This is a genomic window from Rubneribacter sp., assembly GCF_965361815.1.
The window spans coordinates 1-15,731 of the sequence record NZ_CBDTNW010000123.1 but is presented as its reverse complement, the minus strand read 5'-3'; the positions used below and the strand labels follow the sequence as shown (position 1 = coordinate 15,731).

General features: G+C 71.0%; 14 protein-coding genes, 1 tRNA gene, 1 other RNA gene and 1 riboswitch. Of the genes, 1 reads left to right on the top strand and 15 read right to left on the bottom strand.

Going from position 1 to position 15,731, the window contains the following annotated elements:
* The 13 genes from ACWKY3_RS09290 to ACWKY3_RS09230 form a co-directional block, all read right to left on the bottom strand.
* Window positions 1–299 (bottom strand): thiamine phosphate synthase (locus ACWKY3_RS09290; RefSeq protein WP_449316122.1); only part of this gene is annotated, 299 nt, incomplete at its 3' end.
* Window positions 300–317: 18 nt separating this feature from the next.
* Window positions 318–1,154, bottom strand: a complete 837-nt coding sequence (gene thiM, locus ACWKY3_RS09285; RefSeq protein WP_449316121.1) for a hydroxyethylthiazole kinase — start codon at window positions 1,152–1,154, stop codon at window positions 318–320.
* Window positions 1,155–1,233: 79 nt separating this feature from the next.
* Window positions 1,234–2,532, bottom strand: a complete 1,299-nt coding sequence (gene thiC, locus ACWKY3_RS09280) for a phosphomethylpyrimidine synthase ThiC (RefSeq protein ID WP_449316120.1) — start codon at window positions 2,530–2,532, stop codon at window positions 1,234–1,236.
* Window positions 2,521–2,632, bottom strand: a riboswitch (TPP riboswitch). Its footprint overlaps the gene before it by 12 nt.
* 138 nt (window positions 2,633–2,770) lie before the next feature.
* Window positions 2,771–2,846, bottom strand: a tRNA-Glu gene (locus ACWKY3_RS09275).
* 7 nt (window positions 2,847–2,853) lie between these two features.
* The gene (hemL, locus tag ACWKY3_RS09270; RefSeq protein WP_449316119.1) at window positions 2,854–4,149 is read right to left on the bottom strand and encodes a glutamate-1-semialdehyde 2,1-aminomutase; all 1,296 of its coding nucleotides are present in this window, start codon (window positions 4,147–4,149) and stop codon (window positions 2,854–2,856) included.
* Window positions 4,146–5,222 (bottom strand): siroheme decarboxylase subunit beta, encoded by a 1,077-nt coding sequence (gene ahbB / locus ACWKY3_RS09265; protein ID WP_449316118.1) that lies wholly within the window; start codon window positions 5,220–5,222, stop codon window positions 4,146–4,148. Before ahbB ends, hemL begins: the two co-directional genes overlap by 4 nt.
* A complete protein-coding gene (hemB, locus tag ACWKY3_RS09260) occupies window positions 5,212–6,204 on the bottom strand; it encodes a porphobilinogen synthase (RefSeq protein WP_449316117.1) in 993 nt (330 codons plus the stop codon). The genes ahbB and hemB overlap by 11 nt, the downstream gene beginning before the upstream one ends.
* Window positions 6,205–6,232: 28 nt before the next feature.
* Window positions 6,233–7,432, bottom strand: a complete 1,200-nt coding sequence (ahbC, locus tag ACWKY3_RS09255) for a 12,18-didecarboxysiroheme deacetylase (RefSeq protein WP_449316116.1) — start codon at window positions 7,430–7,432, stop codon at window positions 6,233–6,235.
* Window positions 7,433–9,043 carry a uroporphyrinogen-III C-methyltransferase gene (gene cobA, locus ACWKY3_RS09250; protein WP_449316115.1) on the bottom strand — a complete coding sequence of 537 codons (1,611 nt, stop codon included), beginning with the start codon at window positions 9,041–9,043 and terminating at the stop codon, window positions 7,433–7,435.
* On the bottom strand, window positions 9,040–10,023 hold the full coding sequence (gene hemC, locus ACWKY3_RS09245; RefSeq protein WP_449316114.1) for a hydroxymethylbilane synthase: 984 nt from the start codon (window positions 10,021–10,023) through the stop codon (window positions 9,040–9,042). The genes cobA and hemC overlap by 4 nt, the downstream gene beginning before the upstream one ends.
* Window positions 10,020–11,459, bottom strand: coding sequence for a glutamyl-tRNA reductase (gene hemA, locus ACWKY3_RS09240; RefSeq protein WP_449316113.1), 1,440 nt, complete (start codon window positions 11,457–11,459; stop codon window positions 10,020–10,022). The genes hemC and hemA overlap by 4 nt, the downstream gene beginning before the upstream one ends.
* The gene (locus ACWKY3_RS09235; protein ID WP_449316112.1) at window positions 11,456–12,157 is read right to left on the bottom strand and encodes a precorrin-2 dehydrogenase/sirohydrochlorin ferrochelatase family protein; all 702 of its coding nucleotides are present in this window, start codon (window positions 12,155–12,157) and stop codon (window positions 11,456–11,458) included. The genes hemA and ACWKY3_RS09235 overlap by 4 nt, the downstream gene beginning before the upstream one ends.
* A gap of 295 nt (window positions 12,158–12,452) precedes the next feature.
* A complete protein-coding gene (locus ACWKY3_RS09230; RefSeq protein ID WP_449316111.1) occupies window positions 12,453–13,082 on the bottom strand; it encodes a thiamine diphosphokinase in 630 nt (209 codons plus the stop codon).
* Between the two features lie 54 nt (window positions 13,083–13,136).
* On the opposite strand from ACWKY3_RS09230, the gene rnpB reads away from it, so the two are divergent.
* Window positions 13,137–13,485: RNase P RNA component class A (gene rnpB / locus ACWKY3_RS09225), an RNA gene on the top strand.
* Between the two features lie 126 nt (window positions 13,486–13,611).
* Here the strand turns inward: rnpB and nirJ2 are convergent.
* Window positions 13,612–14,613 (bottom strand): putative heme d1 biosynthesis radical SAM protein NirJ2, encoded by a 1,002-nt coding sequence (gene nirJ2, locus ACWKY3_RS09220; protein WP_449316110.1) that lies wholly within the window; start codon window positions 14,611–14,613, stop codon window positions 13,612–13,614.
* 90 nt (window positions 14,614–14,703) lie between these two features.
* Entirely contained in the window at window positions 14,704–15,471 is a 768-nt protein-coding gene (locus ACWKY3_RS09215) for a MerR family transcriptional regulator (protein ID WP_449316109.1), read from the bottom strand.
* Window positions 15,472–15,731 lie beyond the last annotated feature (260 nt).

Genomic DNA, 15,731 nt, shown 5'->3' with positions numbered 1-15,731 from the left:
TCGGCGCACGCGGCGTCGGACTGGCCCACGTGCACGCCGTCGGCTCCTGCAAGGCGGGCGGCCTCCACGTCGTCGTTCACGATGAGCGGGACGCCCGCCTCTCGGCACAGCGGCGCGAGCGCGCGGGCGCGCAGCACCACCTCGGCCCGGGGCGCGTCCTTCTCGCGCAGCTGCACGCAGGTCACGCCGCCCGCGAGCGCCTCCGCGACACAATCGGCGAGCGTGCGCCCACCAAGCCAGGCGCGGTCGGTCACCGCGTAGAGCGCCATCGCGCGGCGCAGCTCCTCGCGTGGGTGCATGATGGCCGCCCCCTTTCCCTACGCCAGCTCTTCCACGCGCGCACCGGCTTCGAGCGCCTCCCCGTCCAAACGGTAGAGCGCATCGAGCAGGTAGGTGCGAAACGACCCGTTGCCGTCGTAGCCGCCCATGCGGCCCTCGGCCACCTGCCCGGCCAACCCCATGCCGGCCACGGCTGCCACCTGGGATTCCAGCAAAGCGGCGGGATTGGCCACCGCGAACGCCGCGCACACGCAGGTGAGCATGCAGCCCGCCCCCGTGATGCGGCCCATGACCGCGCTGCCGTTGCGGACGGCGAAGGCGCGCTCGGCGTCGGCCACGATGTCGATGGCCCCGGTGATGGCCACGACCGCGCCCGTCTTGGCCGCGAAGCCGCGCGCGAACGCGGCGCTGGCGGCCAGGTTGTTTTCGGTGACGGCGTCGTCGGGGCACACGTCCACGCCGCGCGTGGAGGACGCCCCGCCGGCCAGCGCCTTCACCTCGGACATGTTGCCGCGAATGACGGACACGGCCAGCTTGTCCAGCAAGTCGCCCGCCGTGCGCGTGCGCAGCGCCGACGCGCCCGCCCCCACCGGGTCGAGCACGATCGCGTGCCCCAGCTCGCCTGCGCGCTCGCCGGCCACGAACATGCCCTCCACGCTGCGCACGTTGAGCGTGCCGATGTTGAGCGCAAGGCCGCCGCAAATGGTTTGGATGTCGTTCACGTCTTCGGGTTCGTCGCTCATGATGGGGCTGCCGCCGACGGCCAAAAGCGCGTTCGCGCAGTCGTTCACCGTCACATAGTTCGTGATGCAGTGCACAAGCGGCGTCGTGGCGCGCACGTTGTCAAGAGCGGTTTTGAGGGCAAAGGGTTCCATGCATGATTCCTTTCGATGTCTTGCGGGTTTCAAAAACGTCAGTGAGGACGGCTGCGGCGCCGGACGGTTTCGCCGGATGCTAGCCCAGCGAAACCGTCAGCCCGTCCATTATCTGGTTCACGGTGCGCATGGCGCACATCTCGCCGCACATGGTGCAGGTGCCCTCCGTGGAGGGCGGCGCGCTTTCGAAGTAGCTGCGCGCCTTCGCGGGATCGAGCGCGAGGTCGAACATCTCGTCCCAGGCCACGCGGCGGCGGGCGTCGCTCATGCGGTTGTCGGCATCGCGCGCGCCGGGCACGCCCTTCGCGATGTCGGCGGCGTGCGCGGCGATCTTCGTGGCCACGAGGCCCTCGCGCACGTCGGCCGCGTCGGGCAGGCGCAGGTGCTCGGCGGGCGTGACGTAGCACAGGAAGTCCGCGCCCGAAGCGGCGGCCACGGCCCCGCCGATGGCGGCCGTGATGTGGTCGTAGCCCGGCGCGATGTCGGTGACGAGCGGCCCGAGCACGTAGAAGGGCGCGTCGTGGCAGAGGCGCTTCTCCAGCTTCATGTTGGCGGCGATCTCGTCGAGCGCCATGTGGCCGGGGCCCTCCACCATCACCTGAACGCCGGCCTCCCACGCGCGCTTCGTCAGCTTGCCGATCTCGATGAGCTCGGCGATCTGGCCCGCGTCGGTGGCGTCGTAGGTGGACCCGGGGCGCATGGCGTCGCCCAGGCTGACGGTCACGTCGTGCTCGTGCAGGATGGCCAGCACCTCGTCGTAGAACTCGTAGAAGGGGTTCTCGTTTCCGGTGGCCTCCATCCATGCGAAGATGAGCGACCCGCCGCGGCTCACGATGTTCGTGAGGCGGCCCGTCTCGCGAAACGACTCGATGACCCGGCGGTTCATGCCGGCGTGGATGGTGACGAAATCCACGCCGTCTTCCGCATGCGCGCGCACGACGTCCAGAAAGTCGGCCGCCGTGATGCCGATGAGCGGCTTTTCCAAATACCCGATGGCGTCGTACATGGGCACGGTGCCCACCATGGCCGGCGACTTCTCGATGAGCGCCCGGCGAAACGCGGCCGTCTTGCCGCTGTTCGAGAGGTCCATGATGGCCTCGGCGCCAAGCTCCAGCGCCACGTCCACCTTCCTCCACTCCTCGGCCTCGTCGGCAAGGTCGCCCGAGATGCCGAGGTTCACGTTCACCTTCGTGCGCAGGCCGCCGCCCACGCCCTCGGGGCTCAAGCTTTCGTGATGGATGTTCGCGGGGATGGCTATGCGGCCGGCGGCCACGCCCTCGCGGATGAACTCGGGATCGCGGCCCTCCTTCTTGGCCACGATCTCCATGGCGCGCGTGACGGTGCCCGCCCGCGCCGCATCGATCTGCGTTCGCGTCATTGTGCTCCCTTCGTTGGCATTACCCATATCAGGTTCGTCGGGTCGAAGCGATTCCGCGCTTCCTCTCAGCCCGCCTCCGCGAGCTCCCCTGCATATGAGGTTGTGAATGATGCGAGGGCGATTATACGCCATGCGGACGCCCGCCGCAGACGCTTGCCGGGCCAATGCGTCGAATACGCGCGGAAACGGCGCGCGCAGGCCCCGCGCTTCGGTGAAGGCGGGGCCTGCGGGAACGGCGTGGTGCCCCCAGGAGGATTCGAATCTCCGTTTCCGGTCTGAGAAACCGGCGTCCTTGGCCGCTAGACGATGGGGGCGCAAGCGTCACAGCGCGGCAAGCACCTCGGCTGCCGCGGCGGCAAAGTCGTCGATCTCGTCGTCGGTGTGCGCAAGCGAGAGGAACAGGGCCTCGAACCGGCTCGGCGCGATGAGGAACCCGCGCTCGAGCATGCCCGCGAAGTAGCGGGCGAAAGCCGCGGCGTCGCAAGCCGACGCGCCCGCGTAGTCGCGCACGGGATCGGGCGAGAAGAACAGCGTGGCGAGCGATCCGACGCGGTTCACCGTGGCCGGGAAGCCGCTGCGCTCGATGGCGCGCGCAAGGCCCGCCTCCAGACGCGCGCCGAGACGCTCCAGCTCGTCGTACACGCCGGGGCGCGCAAGCTCCTCGAGCGTGGCAAGCCCCGCCACCATGGCCACCGGGTTGCCCGAGAGCGTGCCGGCCTGGTACACCGGCCCCGCGGGGGAGAGCGCGTCCATGACCTCGGCGCGCCCGGCAAGACAGCCTACGGGGAAGCCGCCGCCGACGATCTTGCCCAAAGCGCACAGGTCGGGCACGATGCCGTAGCGCTCCTGCGCACCGCCGAGCGCTGCGCGAAACCCGCTGATGACCTCGTCGAAGATGAGGAGCGCCCCCTCCCGCGCGCACGTCGCGCGCAAGCCTTCCAAAAAGCCGGGATCGGGCGCCACGACGCCCATGTTGCCCGCGACGGGCTCCACGATGACGCAGGCCACCTGGCCCTCGTGCGCGTCGATGAGCCGCTCGACGGCGACAAGGTCGTTGTAGGGCGCGACGAGCGTGTCGCGCGCGGCCCCCGGCGTGACGCCGGGCGTGCCGGGGATGCCGAAGGCGGCCACGCCGCTGCCGGCGCTGGCCAGAAGCGCGTCGCTGTGGCCGTGGTAGCAGCCCTCGAACTTGATGATGAGGCTGCGCCCCGTGAACCCGCGCGCGAGGCGCACGGCGCTCATGACGGCCTCGGTGCCCGACGACACCATGCGCGCCTTCTCGGCGCAGGGCACAAGCTCGCATACGCGCTCGGCCAGGCGCACCTCGGCTTCGCACGGCGCGCCGAACGAAAGCCCACGGTCGAGCTGGGCGCGCACGGCGTCGAGCACGGCAGCGGGACGATGCCCGAGGATCATGGGGCCCCACGAGCCGATGAAGTCGACGTACTCGTTGCCGTCGACGTCCGTGACGCGGCTGCCTGCGGCGCGCTCGTAAAACACCGGCGCGCCGCCGACGCTCGAAAACGCGCGCACGGGCGAGTTCACGCCGCCGGGAATGCGCCGTCGCGCCTCGGCGAACAGCTGCTCGGAGCGGGCATGGGTCAAAGTGTCGCTCATCGGTCCTCCTCAAAGTAGCGCATGGACGTTTTCTTGAACTCACGCACGGACACGAGCATGCGCGGCGGCGCGGCCTCGATGCCCGCCTCGGCGAGGGCGGCGTGCAGCTTGCCGGCCACGCGCCCGCACTCGGCGCGGTCGCGGCCGTGGATCATCGTGTACAGGTTCCACGGCCAGGCGGCGCGGCGCGGGCGCTGGTAGCAGTGGCTCACGCCCGCGGGGAGCGCGAGCAGAACGCCGGCGCGTTTTACCTGTTCATCGGGCACATTCCACACGCCCATGGCGTTGCAGGCAAAGCCCATCTTGCGGTGGCGCACCATGGCGCCGAACCGGCGCACGGCGCGCGCCTCCACGAGGGCGCGCGTGCGCTCAAGCGCCTCGTCCTCGCCCACCGCGCGCCCGAGCAGCTCCGAAGCCCGCGCGGCCGCGAGCGCGAAGGGGCGCGCATCGCCCGCGAGGTCGCCTTGGAGCGCCCGCACGAGCGCGCGGTCCGCATCGTCCAAATCGAGCGGCACGACGTCCGCGGCCGCGGCGGGCACCGGCGCGCCCGCAGCCGCGGGCGTCGCATCGCCCGCCGAGGAGCCCTCGCGCACGTCGAAGGCCACGCGCACCTTGAACAGGCGCAGCGCCGGCAGCACGAGCATATCGCCCGCGCCCGCCTCGCGCCGGATGCCCGCAAGCTCGCGCTCGAGCGCCTCTTGGCCGCGCGCGATGCAGGTGAACCACAGGTTGTAGCGGTCGTCGCGCTCGTAGTTATGCGTGACGCCCGGATGCGCGCCCACGAGCGCAGCCACGCGGTCGAGGTCATCCTCCGGCACAGCGAGCGCCGCAAGCGTGGACACGTAGCCAAGTTTGTACGAGTCGAAGCTCGCGCCGATACGCCGCACGATGCCCGCCGCGCGCGCGGCCTCCACCACGGCGAACGCGCCCGCCTCGTCGGTGCCGCAGGCCTCCCCGAGCGCGGCGGAGGGGCGCCCCGCAACCGGCAGTGCGGTCTGCACGGCCGCCAGCACCGCGCGCGACATCGGCGCGTCGAGGTCGACGTCCCGCAGGTCAGCGGTCCTATCGGCCATGATGCGCCTCCCGAATCCAGCGTGCCGCGTCCTTCGCGTGGTAGGTCACGATGGCGCACGCGCCCGCGCGCTTCATGGACAGGAGCGTCTCCAGCACGACGCGCCGCTCGTCGATCCACCCGCGCGCGGCCGCGGCCTTCACCATGGCGTACTCGCCCGACACGTTGTAGGCCACCGTGGGAAACGAGAACTCCTCGCGCACCCGGCGCAGCACGTCCAGATAGGCGAGCGCCGGCTTCACCATGACGAGGTCCGCGCCCTCGGCGATGTCAAGCCCCACCTCGCGCAGGGCCTCGTCGCTGTTCGCGGGATCCATCTGGTAGGTGGAGCGGTCGCCGAACGCGGGCGCGGAATCGGCCGCGTCGCAGAAAGGCCCGTAGTAGGCCGAGGCGTACTTCGCCGAATACGCCATGAGGGGCACGTGCGTAAAGCCCGCCGCATCGAGCGCCTCCCGCAACGCCGCCACGCGCCCGTCCATCATGTCGGAGGGCGCCACCATGTCGGCGCCGGCGCGCGCGTGGCTCACGGCCTCGGCGGACAGGAGCGCGAGCGTCTCGTCGTTGACCACGTTGCCGCGCGCATCCACCACGCCGCAGTGCCCGTGGCTCGTGTACTCGCACAGGCACACGTCGGTGATCACGTGAAAGCCCGGCGCGTGCCCCTTGATGGCGCGGACGGCCCGCTGCACGATGCCGTCGTCGGCGTACGCCTCGCTCCCCCGCTCGTCTTTGCGCGACGGCAGCCCGAACAGCATGAGCGAGCGCACGCCGCATGCGGCAAGCTCGTCCACTTCGCCGGCCAGCCGGTCCACCGACACCTGGAACACACCGGGCATCGAGGGCACCTCGTCGCGCACACCCGCGCCCGGCTTCACGAACAGCGGGTAGATGAAGTCGCTCGGCTGAAGCGTCGTCTCGCGGACGAACGCGCGCACTGTCGGGTTCGCGCGCATGCGGCGCGGCCGATAGGCGGGAAAACCCATGAGTCGAACCTCCTTCTCGCACACCGTCTTAGACGATGCCTATCTCCTCGTCGGTTAGGTAGCACGCCGGATCCGGCCCCCACAAATCGCCCGTGGCGGCCTCGCTGCGCACGCGGAAGTTGCCGTTGCAGATGTCGAGCCAGCGGCATTGCCTGCAACGGCCCGTGACGAAGGGGCGCTTGTCCTTCAGGCGGTGCAGAAGCTCGCTTTGCTCGGTGGCGCGGCTCGTGTCGGTCCAGATCTCCGAAAACGGCCGCTTACGCACGTTGCCCACGGAAAAGTGCCGCCAGAACTGGTCGGGGTACACCTCGCCGTCCCAGCTCACGCACCCGATGCCCGCGCCCGTGGAGTTGCCGCGGTTCCATTTGAGCAGCTGCAGCGCCTCCGCGGCGCGCTCGGGGTCCTCGCGCAGAAGCTCCAAATAGACGAAGGGGCCGTCGGCATGGTTGTCCACCGTGAGGATCTCGGGCGCACCGCCGCGGTCGAACCACTCGCGCGTGCGATCCATGATGAGGCGCACCGCGCGGCGCGTCTCGTCATGGGTCAGGTCCTCGTCCATGAGCGACGCGCCGCGGCCCGTGTACACGAGGTGGTAGAAGCACGCGCGCTGCACGCCTTCGGCCTCCATGATGTCGAACACCTCGTCGATCTCGCGCCAGTTGCGCTTGCTGATAGTCATGCGCAGGCCCACCTTGACGCCGGCGGCCTTCGCGTTGCGGATGCCCTCCAAGGCGCGGTCGAAGCTGCCGGGCAGGCCGCGGAACCCATCGTGCGTCTCGCGTCCGCCGTCAAGCGACACGCCCGCATACGACAGCCCCACCGCGGCGAAGCGCGCGGCCAGCTCAGGCGTGATGAGCGTGCCGTTCGTGGACAGCACCACGCGCATGCCCGCGTCCTTCGCGTGCTGCATAAGCTCCACCACGTCCGGGCGCAGGCACGGCTCGCCGCCGGAGAACAGGAGCACCGGCGCGCCGAACGCGGCCAGATCGTCGATCATCGCCTTGGCCTCGGCGGTGCTCATCTCGCCCTCGCGGCCCTTGCGCTCCGACTGCGCGTAGCAGTGCGCACAGCGCAGGTTGCACGTCTGCGTGCAGTTCCACACCACGACGGGCTTCTTGTCGCGCGAGAACTGCAGAAGCCCGCTCGGCAGCCGGGCCGAGTCGCGGTTGTAGCGCAGCGCGTCGGCCGCTTCGACGGCTCCGCAGTACAGCTTGGAGATCCCGATCATCTAATCCTCCGCCTTCCTTCCGCGCGCCACCCGGGCGCGCTCCCTGACCAGGGCGTCCACCAGACCGGCCGCCGTGTACGCGTCCGCCTGGGCGGCAACGGGCAGCCCCAGGCCGCGCGCCGTGTCCGAGGTGATGGGCCCGATGGAGCAAAACGACAGGCCCGCCGGCAGCGCCGCCACCGCCTCCGCGTCGCTCGCGCACCCGAGGCGGGCGCGCACGAGGCGGACGAAATTGCGCGCCGTGGACGACGAGGTGAGCGTGACGACGTCCGCCTCGCCGGCGAGGATGCGGGAAAGCGCGTCCTCCACCGACCGGAGCGCAGGCGGCACCGTGCGGTACACCGGGGCGACGCTCACGCGCGCCCCGCGCGCCCTGAGCATGGCGGGCAGCACGTCGCGGGCCTCAAGGGCGCGCGGGATGAGCACCCAGTCACCGCTCGCAAGCCCCGCCTCCACAAGGCATTCGGCCACGGCCTCGGCGCGGTGCTCGACGGGCACGAAGTCGGCCCGCACGCCGCGGGCGGCGAGCGCCGCCGCCGTGGCCGGGCCGATGGCCGCGATGCGCGCGCAAGCGAGGGCCCGGGCATCAAGGCCGGCCCGCCCAAGCCGCGCGAAGAATCCCTCCACGCCGTTTGCGCTCGTGAACACCGCGAAGCGGTACCCGGTGATCCGCGCTATGGCCGCGTCCGCCTCCTCGTAGGAGGGCGGCGGGACCACGTCGATGGCGGGCACCTCCAAAACCGAGGCGCCGAGGCCGCGCAGCTGGGCGGCCAGGCCGCTTACCTGGGTCCGCGCGCGCGTGACGGCCACGGCGGTGCCGGCGAGCGGACCGGGCGCATACCAGGCCAGCCGGGCGCGCAGGCCCGCCACCTGGCCGACCACGATGACGGCCGGAGCTTGGAAGCCCTCCGCGCGCGCCCGCTCGGCGATGTTGGAAAGCGTGCCCTCAAGCACCTCCTGCCCCGGCATGGTGCCCCAGCGCACGAGCGCCACCGGCGTGTCGGCCGCGCGGCCCGCCTCCATAAGCCGCCGCGCGACGGTGGGCAGATTGCGCACCCCCATGTAGAAGCAGAGCGTGTCGGCACCGCGCGCGACGCCTTCCCAGTCGATGGCCGTCTCGGCCTTCGCGGGATCCTCGTTGCCGGTGACGAACGCCACCGACGAGGCCAGCCCGCGATGCGTGACCGGGATGCCCGCGAACGCCGGCGCGGCCACGCCGCTCGTCACGCCGGGCACGACCGAGCAGGCGATGCCCGCATCGGCCAGCGCGAGCGCCTCTTCGCCGCCGCGGCCGAACACGAACGGGTCGCCGCCTTTGAGGCGCACGAGCACGCCGCCGCCCCGCGCCTCAAGCTCGCGCGCCTTCTCCACGAGCAGGGCGTTGATCTCATCCTGGGCGACATGGGCCGAGAAGCCGCGCTTGCCCACGTAGAGGCGCTCGGCGCTCGGCTTCGCGCCCTCGAGCAGCGCCGGATTGGCCAGGTAGTCGTACACGATCACGTCCGCGCGCGCCACGAGCGCGGCGCCCGCCACGGTGAAAAGCCCCGGATCGCCCGGACCCGCGCCCACGAGGTGCACCTCCACCGGCCGGGTCCCCGTCGAGGCGCTCATACGAGCGGCCTCTCGTCGCCGGAGGCCCGCGCCTCGTCGAGCACCGCGCGGGCGCCCGCAGCCTCAAGCTCCTCCACCGCGCGCTGCGCAAGCGCGCAGGCGGCAGCACGGACGGCGGGCATATCCGCCAGGGAGCGGGGCGGCTCGCACGCCTCGGCACGGCGGCTTTTGAGCGCCAGCGTGCCGTCCAACCGGCCGACGAACGCGTCGAGCGCGAGCATCCCGTCCTCGAAACGCGCGTACGCGCCGATGGGCACCTGGCAGCCGCCGTCGAGCGCGCGCATCACGTGGCGCTCGGCGGCCACGCACGCGTCGGCGGCGGGGCAGCGCACGGAAGCGACCAGCTCGTCCACGCGCGCATCGCCGGCGCGCGCCTCAAGGCCGATGGCCCCCTGCCCTGCGGCCGGCACCACCTCGTCAACGGAGAAGACGGCCGCGATCTCGTGCTCCCATCCCATGCGGCGGATGCCGGCGCTGGCCAGCACGATGGCGTCGAGCGCGCCGGCGCGCACCTTCCCGATGCGCGTGTCCAGGTTGCCGCGCACCTCCACGTAGTCGAGATCGTCGCGCAGCGCGCGCAGCTGCGAGAGACGGCGCAGCGCGCCGGTGCCCACGCGGGCGCCGGCGGAAAGCGTGGCGAGCGTTGCGCCCGCAGGAGCCACGAGCGCATCGCGGGCGTCGGCACGGGGCAGGCAGCCCGCCAACGCAAGGCCCTCCGGCAGCACGGTGGGCACGTCTTTCATCGAGTGAACGCACACGTCCACGCGGCCGTCGAGAAGCGCCCGCTCAAGCTCCTTCGTGAAAAGCCCTCTGTCGCCGATCTTCGAGAGCGCGACGTCGGGCAGCGCATCGCCCTTCGTCTTGATCGCCTTCACGGCCACCTCGAGGCCGGGGTGCGCATCGCGCAGCCTATCGGCCACGTGATGGGCTTGCCAGAGCGCGAGCTTGCTGCCGCGCGTGCCGATGGTCAGGCGATTCATGCGACCTCCTCCTTGCGAGCGGCCGGGCGGGCGGGCGGGGCGGCCTTTTTGCCATGCGGGCAGGCCCCGCCGCCGTGGCGCGCGCAGATGCCGCCGGCCGCAAGGCGGCACGTGCGCCCCTCGTCGCTGCGGCACGAGAAGCCCTGCGGGCACGCGTCCAAGCCGAACAGGTAGCGCGCGGCCTCCGTGTAGCGGTAGCCGTCAGGGTCCAAGGCCTGCTTGCGCAGGCGCGCGGTGGGACCGTGGAGCAGCTTCTTTGCGATGGCCGCCGCCATGGCCTCGAGCGCCGCGCGCTCCTCCTCGCTCACGGCCTCGCCGCGGCAGGCGGCGAGCGCCTTCGCGGCCCGGGCCACCTCCGCGTCGCAGACGGCGCGGGCCTTGCCGTGCATCTGCTTCACGGTGGGCGCCACCTCGCGCTCCTGCAACCAGGCGAGGAAGGCGTCGACCTGCGCGGCCACAAGCGCCTCGGCCTTCACGGACTCGGCGGCGCGCAGACGCGCGTTGCCGTCGGCCATCTCGCTCAACCCGTCAAGGTCGCACCAGGTCACGCCCGCAAGCTCGCCCACCTCCGGCTCCACCGTGCGCGGCAGCGCCACGTCAACCACCAAAAGCGGCTCGTCGCGGCCGGCGCGGGCGCGCGCCATAAGGCCCTTCGTGACGAGCGGCCTTCCGGCGGCGTGCGCGGCGATGACGATGTCGACCCTCCCCGCAAGCGCCTCCAGCTCGTCAAGCCCGGCCGCGCGCCCGCCAAGGCGCGCGGCGAGGGCGGCGGCGCGCTCGAACGTGCGGTTCGCCACCGTCACGTCGCGCACGCCCTGATCGCGCAGATAGCCAAGCGCAAGCTCGCCCATCTCGCCGGCGCCGATCACAAGCACGCGCCGGCCCTCGAGCGAGCCGAACATGCGCTTCGCCAGCTCCACCGCAGCGGTGGACGCCGACACCGACCGCGCGCCGATGGCGGTCCGGGAGCGCACGAGCTTGCCCGTCTCAAGCGCCGAGCGGAACAGGCGGCGCGTGAGCCCGCCTGTGGTCCCCGCCTCCTCGGCAGCGGCGAAGGCGCGACGCACCTGGCCGATGACCTGGGATTCTCCCAACACGAGCGAGTCGAGCGACGACGCCACGCGAAACAGATGCTCCACCGCGCCCGGCCCCTGCTTGGCGTAGAGCGCGCTGCCGAGCGCCGCAGCCGCCGACTCGTCCACACCCGGCAGCGCACGCAGCCGCTCCACGACGGCGCGCATGCCGTCGGGCGCGGTGAGCGTGACGGCGTACACCTCGGTGCGGTTGCAGGTGGACACGATCACGGCCTCAAAAACGGCTTCGTGCGCGCAGAGGGCCGCAAGCTCGCCTGGCAGACGGTCGGCTGGGATGGCCAGCTTGCCGCGCAGATCGGCCGAGGCGGTCCTGTGGCTCGCGCCCACGGCGATGAGCGTCATCGAAAACCACCCGCCTCGCGCGCCGCATCCCCGTCCGCGCCCGCGAAAAGCTCCGCGAGCACGGCCTCCGCGTCAAGCGGTTCGCCGGCGCGGAAGCGTGCGAACAGCGCCGGGTCGCAGGCCGCCTCGAGCAGCGAGACGCGCCGCGCTTCGCCGCCGTCTGCGCGCTCCTTCACGAGCGCGCGCACGTCCGCAAGCAGCTCGACGTAGGCCGCGAGGTCCTGCGGACAGCGCTCCTCCAGATCGCGGCGCAGGCGCTTCGCGAGCGCCGGGGCCGCGCCGCTTGTGGACACCGCCAGCTGTAGCAAGCCGCGACGCACCACCGACGGCACGATGAAGCGGCAGTGCGCGGGATCGTCCACGACGTTCGCCAGAGCGCCCGCCGCCTCGGCCTCCGCGTACACGGCCTCGTTCGCCCGCGCGTCGTCGGTGGCGGCGTACACGAGGAGCATGCCCGCCGCATCGCCCGGACGGTACGCGCGCTCCGCAAGCGTCACAAGCCCGTCATCGGCCCACGCCCGCATCTGCGCGGTCGGGCGCTTTGCCACCACGGTCACCCGCGCACCGGATTCCATAAGGCCCGCCGCCTTGCGGCAGGCCACTTCCCCGCCGCCCACCACAAGCGCGCGCTTCCCCCGCATATCGAGGAACACCGGGTAGTACGGCCGCCGCGCGCCCCCGCCGTCGGAAACCGCCACGTTCGCCTCCTCCCTCAACCGCCGAAGCGCCCGCCCATCCGCTTGCGGCGCACGACGACCCCTGCCGGGCATGCCCTGCCCCGGCCCCTGATCGGCTGTTTCGTCAGTGCTTTGCGCTATGGGCGCGTCCGGCCTCCCGCCGGCGCGCGCTTCGATCCGTCTCGTCTGGAAGCCGGATGCACGTTGCCCCGGCCCTGGCAGCAGCATACGGGACGACGCTGCGTCGCCGTCAACGGTGAAGTTTCAGATTATGGAGGAAATGAGGGGAAATCCCCCGTAGGACGCCCAGGCAACCTTATCCGAGCGGATAGAACACGTAGAGCGTGCCCTCCTCAACGGCCACGGTGGCCTCTTCGCCGGCAAGCTCGTTGGACAGGCCCCGCGACGTGCGGTTCGAAAGCGGCTCGTCGTCAAGCGAGTACGCCAATCCGCGCTCGATGACGCCGCGCGCCTCGTCGTTGGCCGAGAACACCGACACAGAACCCGGCCCGCGCGTCGGCAGCTCAAACGCGTCCGGCCCCGTGAGCAGCCGAACCGCATAGGCGTCGGCGACGGCGGTGACGTAGGCGCCCTGCTCGGAGAACCGCGCGAACAGCTGCAGGTTCGCAAGCGTGTGGTCGAGGCGCCCGCCAAGCGCCCCGTACACCAAAAGCTCGTCATGACCCCAGGACACCGCCTTGCCCATGGCCAGCTCCATGTCGCTTTTGTCCTTTTTGACGGGATAGCGCGACACGCGGCGGCAGTTCGGCACGTAGCCGAGCGAGTCGAAATCCCCCACGGCCATGTCGGGCGCCACGCCCGCAGCCTCAAGGTGCGCGAATCCCGCGTCCACGGCGATGACGAAATCGAACGCGCCCGCCTCATGGCGCGCAAGGAAATCTCCTGCGTTGAAGTCGGCGGCCCCCACCAGTGCGCACGTGCCCATATCCGGCATCTTCCTTTCCATCCGTCGCGCGATATCGTGCTAGAATACCATACGCGAGCGGGCCAGACGGCCGCGCGTCCATCGGCGCGAGGAAAGTCCGGGCTCCGCAGGGCAGGATGCCAGCTAACGGCTGGGCGGGGCGACCCGACGGAAAGTGCCGCAGAAAAGAAGACTCCCCCGGCGCCGCGCGCGACGGGAGAAAAGCTGAAACGGTGCGGTAAGAGCGCACCAGCGCGTCGGCAACGGCGCGGCTTGGCAAACCCCATCCGGAGCAAGCGCAAATAGGAACGCTATGCGGCGGCCCGTCGCGCGTTCGGGTTGCGTGCTGGAGGCGCCTGGCGACAGGCGCTCGAGATAAATGGCCGTCCAACGACAGAACCCGGCTTATCGACCCGCTCGCATCCCCTCGATCCCGGCCCGCGCCTGCGGAAAGGCGCGCCGAACGCGCGCCGCCCGACGCCCGCCAGCACGGCGATCGGGCCGAGCAAGGCGAGGCGCTTCTTGGGCGGGGCCGCAGGCACCTTCCAGGTTAGAGGGCGGCCACCAACGCGTTGCCGTGGGCGCAGTAGTCGTCCTGGGCAAGAATGTCTCCATCGTGGTAGTAGGCGGCGCGGGCACGGCAGCCGCCGCAGCCGTCGCGATAGTCGCACGTGCCGCACGAGCCGGAGTAGGCCTGCGTGCGCAGCCTCTCGAACACAGGGCTCGTCCTCCAGATCTCGTCGAAGGGCCGCTCGCGCACGTCGCCGGCCTCCTCGGTCATGTACGCGCACGGGCGCACGATGCCCTCGCTGCCGACGACGCAGTACGTGAGGCCCGCCAGGCACCCGCGCGAGAAGCGCGTCTCCACGCCGAGCTGCTTCGCCACGCGCGTGAACTGCGGCGCGCATGTGGGCTTCACGTCAATGGGCACCTGGGCGGCCTTGCGCATGAGATCGGCGAGCAGCTTCTCGTTCTCCAGCACCTCAAGCGACGTCTCCTGGATGAACCTGCCGCGGCCCACCGGGATGAGGAAGAACACGTAGTGCGCGATGGCGCCAATCTCCACGGCGAAGTCGGTGATGTCGCAGACCTCGTCGCGGTTCCAATCCACCACGGTGGTGTGCAGCTGAAACGGCAGGCCCGCCCGCCTGCACGCCTCGATGCCGGCCATGGTGAGGTCGTAGGCGTTCGGCAGGCCGCGAAACTCATCGTGCTTCCCGGGCACAAGGCTGTCCACCGAGATGCCCATGGCGCAAGCGCCGGCCTCCTTCAGGCGCGCCGCCGCCTCGGGCGTGATGAGCGTGCCGTTCGTGCCGAACACGGGGCGCAGCCCGCGCGAGGCCGCATGGGCCACCAGCTCGTAGATGTCGGGGCGCACGAGCGGCTCCCCGCCGGAGAAGATCATCACCTTGAAGCCCGCGCGGGCAATCTCGTCGATCATCTTCTCGCCCTCCTCGGTGGAAAGCTCCAAGGCGCTGGCCTTTTCGGCGTCTTGATAGCAGTGCGCGCACTTGAGGTTGCACTGGTTCGTCGTCATCCACGACACGAGCATGAAAGCGTCCTTTCTCGAGCGCGACGGGACCTGGCGGCGCCGTCGCCTTCGCAGGGGCAAGCCGCGCTGCGGCGAAACATCCGAAAAGCGCTAACCCACCTCGTCGTCACAGGCGTCGAAGGCCGCGGCCACCGCCTCCAGATGGTCGAACACCGCTTGACGCAGCTCGTCGAACGATCCGCCGCCGTGCGCGTGCGGCGCGATGTTCTCCATGAGGATGAAGTTCTCCTCGACGCATGCCGCGTCCTGCGACAGATCGAGGTCGAGGTAGCGCCGGGCCAAATCCCGGTTGCGCGGCCCGTCGAGGGGCTCTCCCGCGGCCATGAGGCGAATGGCGTCGGCGATAAGCTCGTGCCATTTCGACACGGACCGGCTGCGGGCCGCGCGCTCCTCGGCGGCAGCCTCGGAGGGGGCGTCGTCGCGAATGCAGGTGAGCCGCCAGAAGAACTGGCTCTCGTCTTGGCAGCGCTCGATGGTCCGCGCCATGCGCTCCCAATCCACATCCCCGTTCTCAAGCGCCTCGTCGCGCAGGGCGCGCAGCGTGGTCATGCGCCGAAACAGCGTTTGGAACTGCTCCTCCACGGCGTCCATCTGCCGATCGGCCAGCGCCTGCACGGCGCCGGGCTCGCGGCAACGGGAGGCGAGGGATCCTATCTGGGACAGGGAAAGCCCCAGGTACTTCAACGTCAGGATGCGGCACAGGTCCTTCACGTTGTCGTCGGTGTAGAGGCGCTGGTTTTGCGGCCCCTTCGCCGACGGAGACAGCAGCCCCTGCTGGTCGTAGTACTGGATCGTGCGGACCGTGACGCCGACGCGCCGAGCCAGCTCGCCCACGCTCAGATAGTCCCGATCGGTCATGGATGCTCCTCCGCGACGACCGCGCGGACGCCGCGCGTCGCCTTTCCTCTCGTCTGAGACGCGCTCGTGCGCGCCCGAACCGCAACCGAGGATACGCGATGACGCAACGTCGCCGTCAACGCCCTCCAAAAGATGCCGACAATTCGCCGGGGAAACCCCGGGCGAGGCGATGCGGAAAACCCCTGGCGCAAGCCATGACGAAAACAGCGAAGGCCGCCCCCGCACCCGACCTTGGCGCGCTTCGCAGCCACGCGCGCTCC

Excerpts from the sequence above, each read along its gene's own strand:
- thiC (WP_449316120.1), bottom strand. The coding sequence starts at position 2,532 with ATGACGCGAACGCAGATCGATGCGGCGCGGGCGGGCACCGTCACGCGC.
- ahbB (WP_449316118.1), bottom strand. The coding sequence starts at position 5,222 with ATGGCCGATAGGACCGCTGACCTGCGGGACGTCGACCTCGACGCGCCG.
- ahbC (WP_449316116.1), bottom strand. The coding sequence starts at position 7,432 with ATGATCGGGATCTCCAAGCTGTACTGCGGAGCCGTCGAAGCGGCCGAC.
- ACWKY3_RS09230 (WP_449316111.1), bottom strand. The coding sequence starts at position 13,082 with ATGGGCACGTGCGCACTGGTGGGGGCCGCCGACTTCAACGCAGGAGAT.
- cobA (WP_449316115.1), bottom strand. The coding sequence starts at position 9,043 with ATGAGCGCCTCGACGGGGACCCGGCCGGTGGAGGTGCACCTCGTGGGC.
- hemA (WP_449316113.1), bottom strand. The coding sequence starts at position 11,459 with ATGACGCTCATCGCCGTGGGCGCGAGCCACAGGACCGCCTCGGCCGAT.
- thiM (WP_449316121.1), bottom strand. The coding sequence starts at position 1,154 with ATGGAACCCTTTGCCCTCAAAACCGCTCTTGACAACGTGCGCGCCACG.
- ACWKY3_RS09215 (WP_449316109.1), bottom strand. The coding sequence starts at position 15,471 with ATGACCGATCGGGACTATCTGAGCGTGGGCGAGCTGGCTCGGCGCGTC.
- hemB (WP_449316117.1), bottom strand. The coding sequence starts at position 6,204 with ATGGGTTTTCCCGCCTATCGGCCGCGCCGCATGCGCGCGAACCCGACA.
- nirJ2 (WP_449316110.1), bottom strand. The coding sequence starts at position 14,613 with ATGCTCGTGTCGTGGATGACGACGAACCAGTGCAACCTCAAGTGCGCG.
- hemL (WP_449316119.1), bottom strand. The coding sequence starts at position 4,149 with ATGAGCGACACTTTGACCCATGCCCGCTCCGAGCAGCTGTTCGCCGAG.
- hemC (WP_449316114.1), bottom strand. The coding sequence starts at position 10,023 with ATGAATCGCCTGACCATCGGCACGCGCGGCAGCAAGCTCGCGCTCTGG.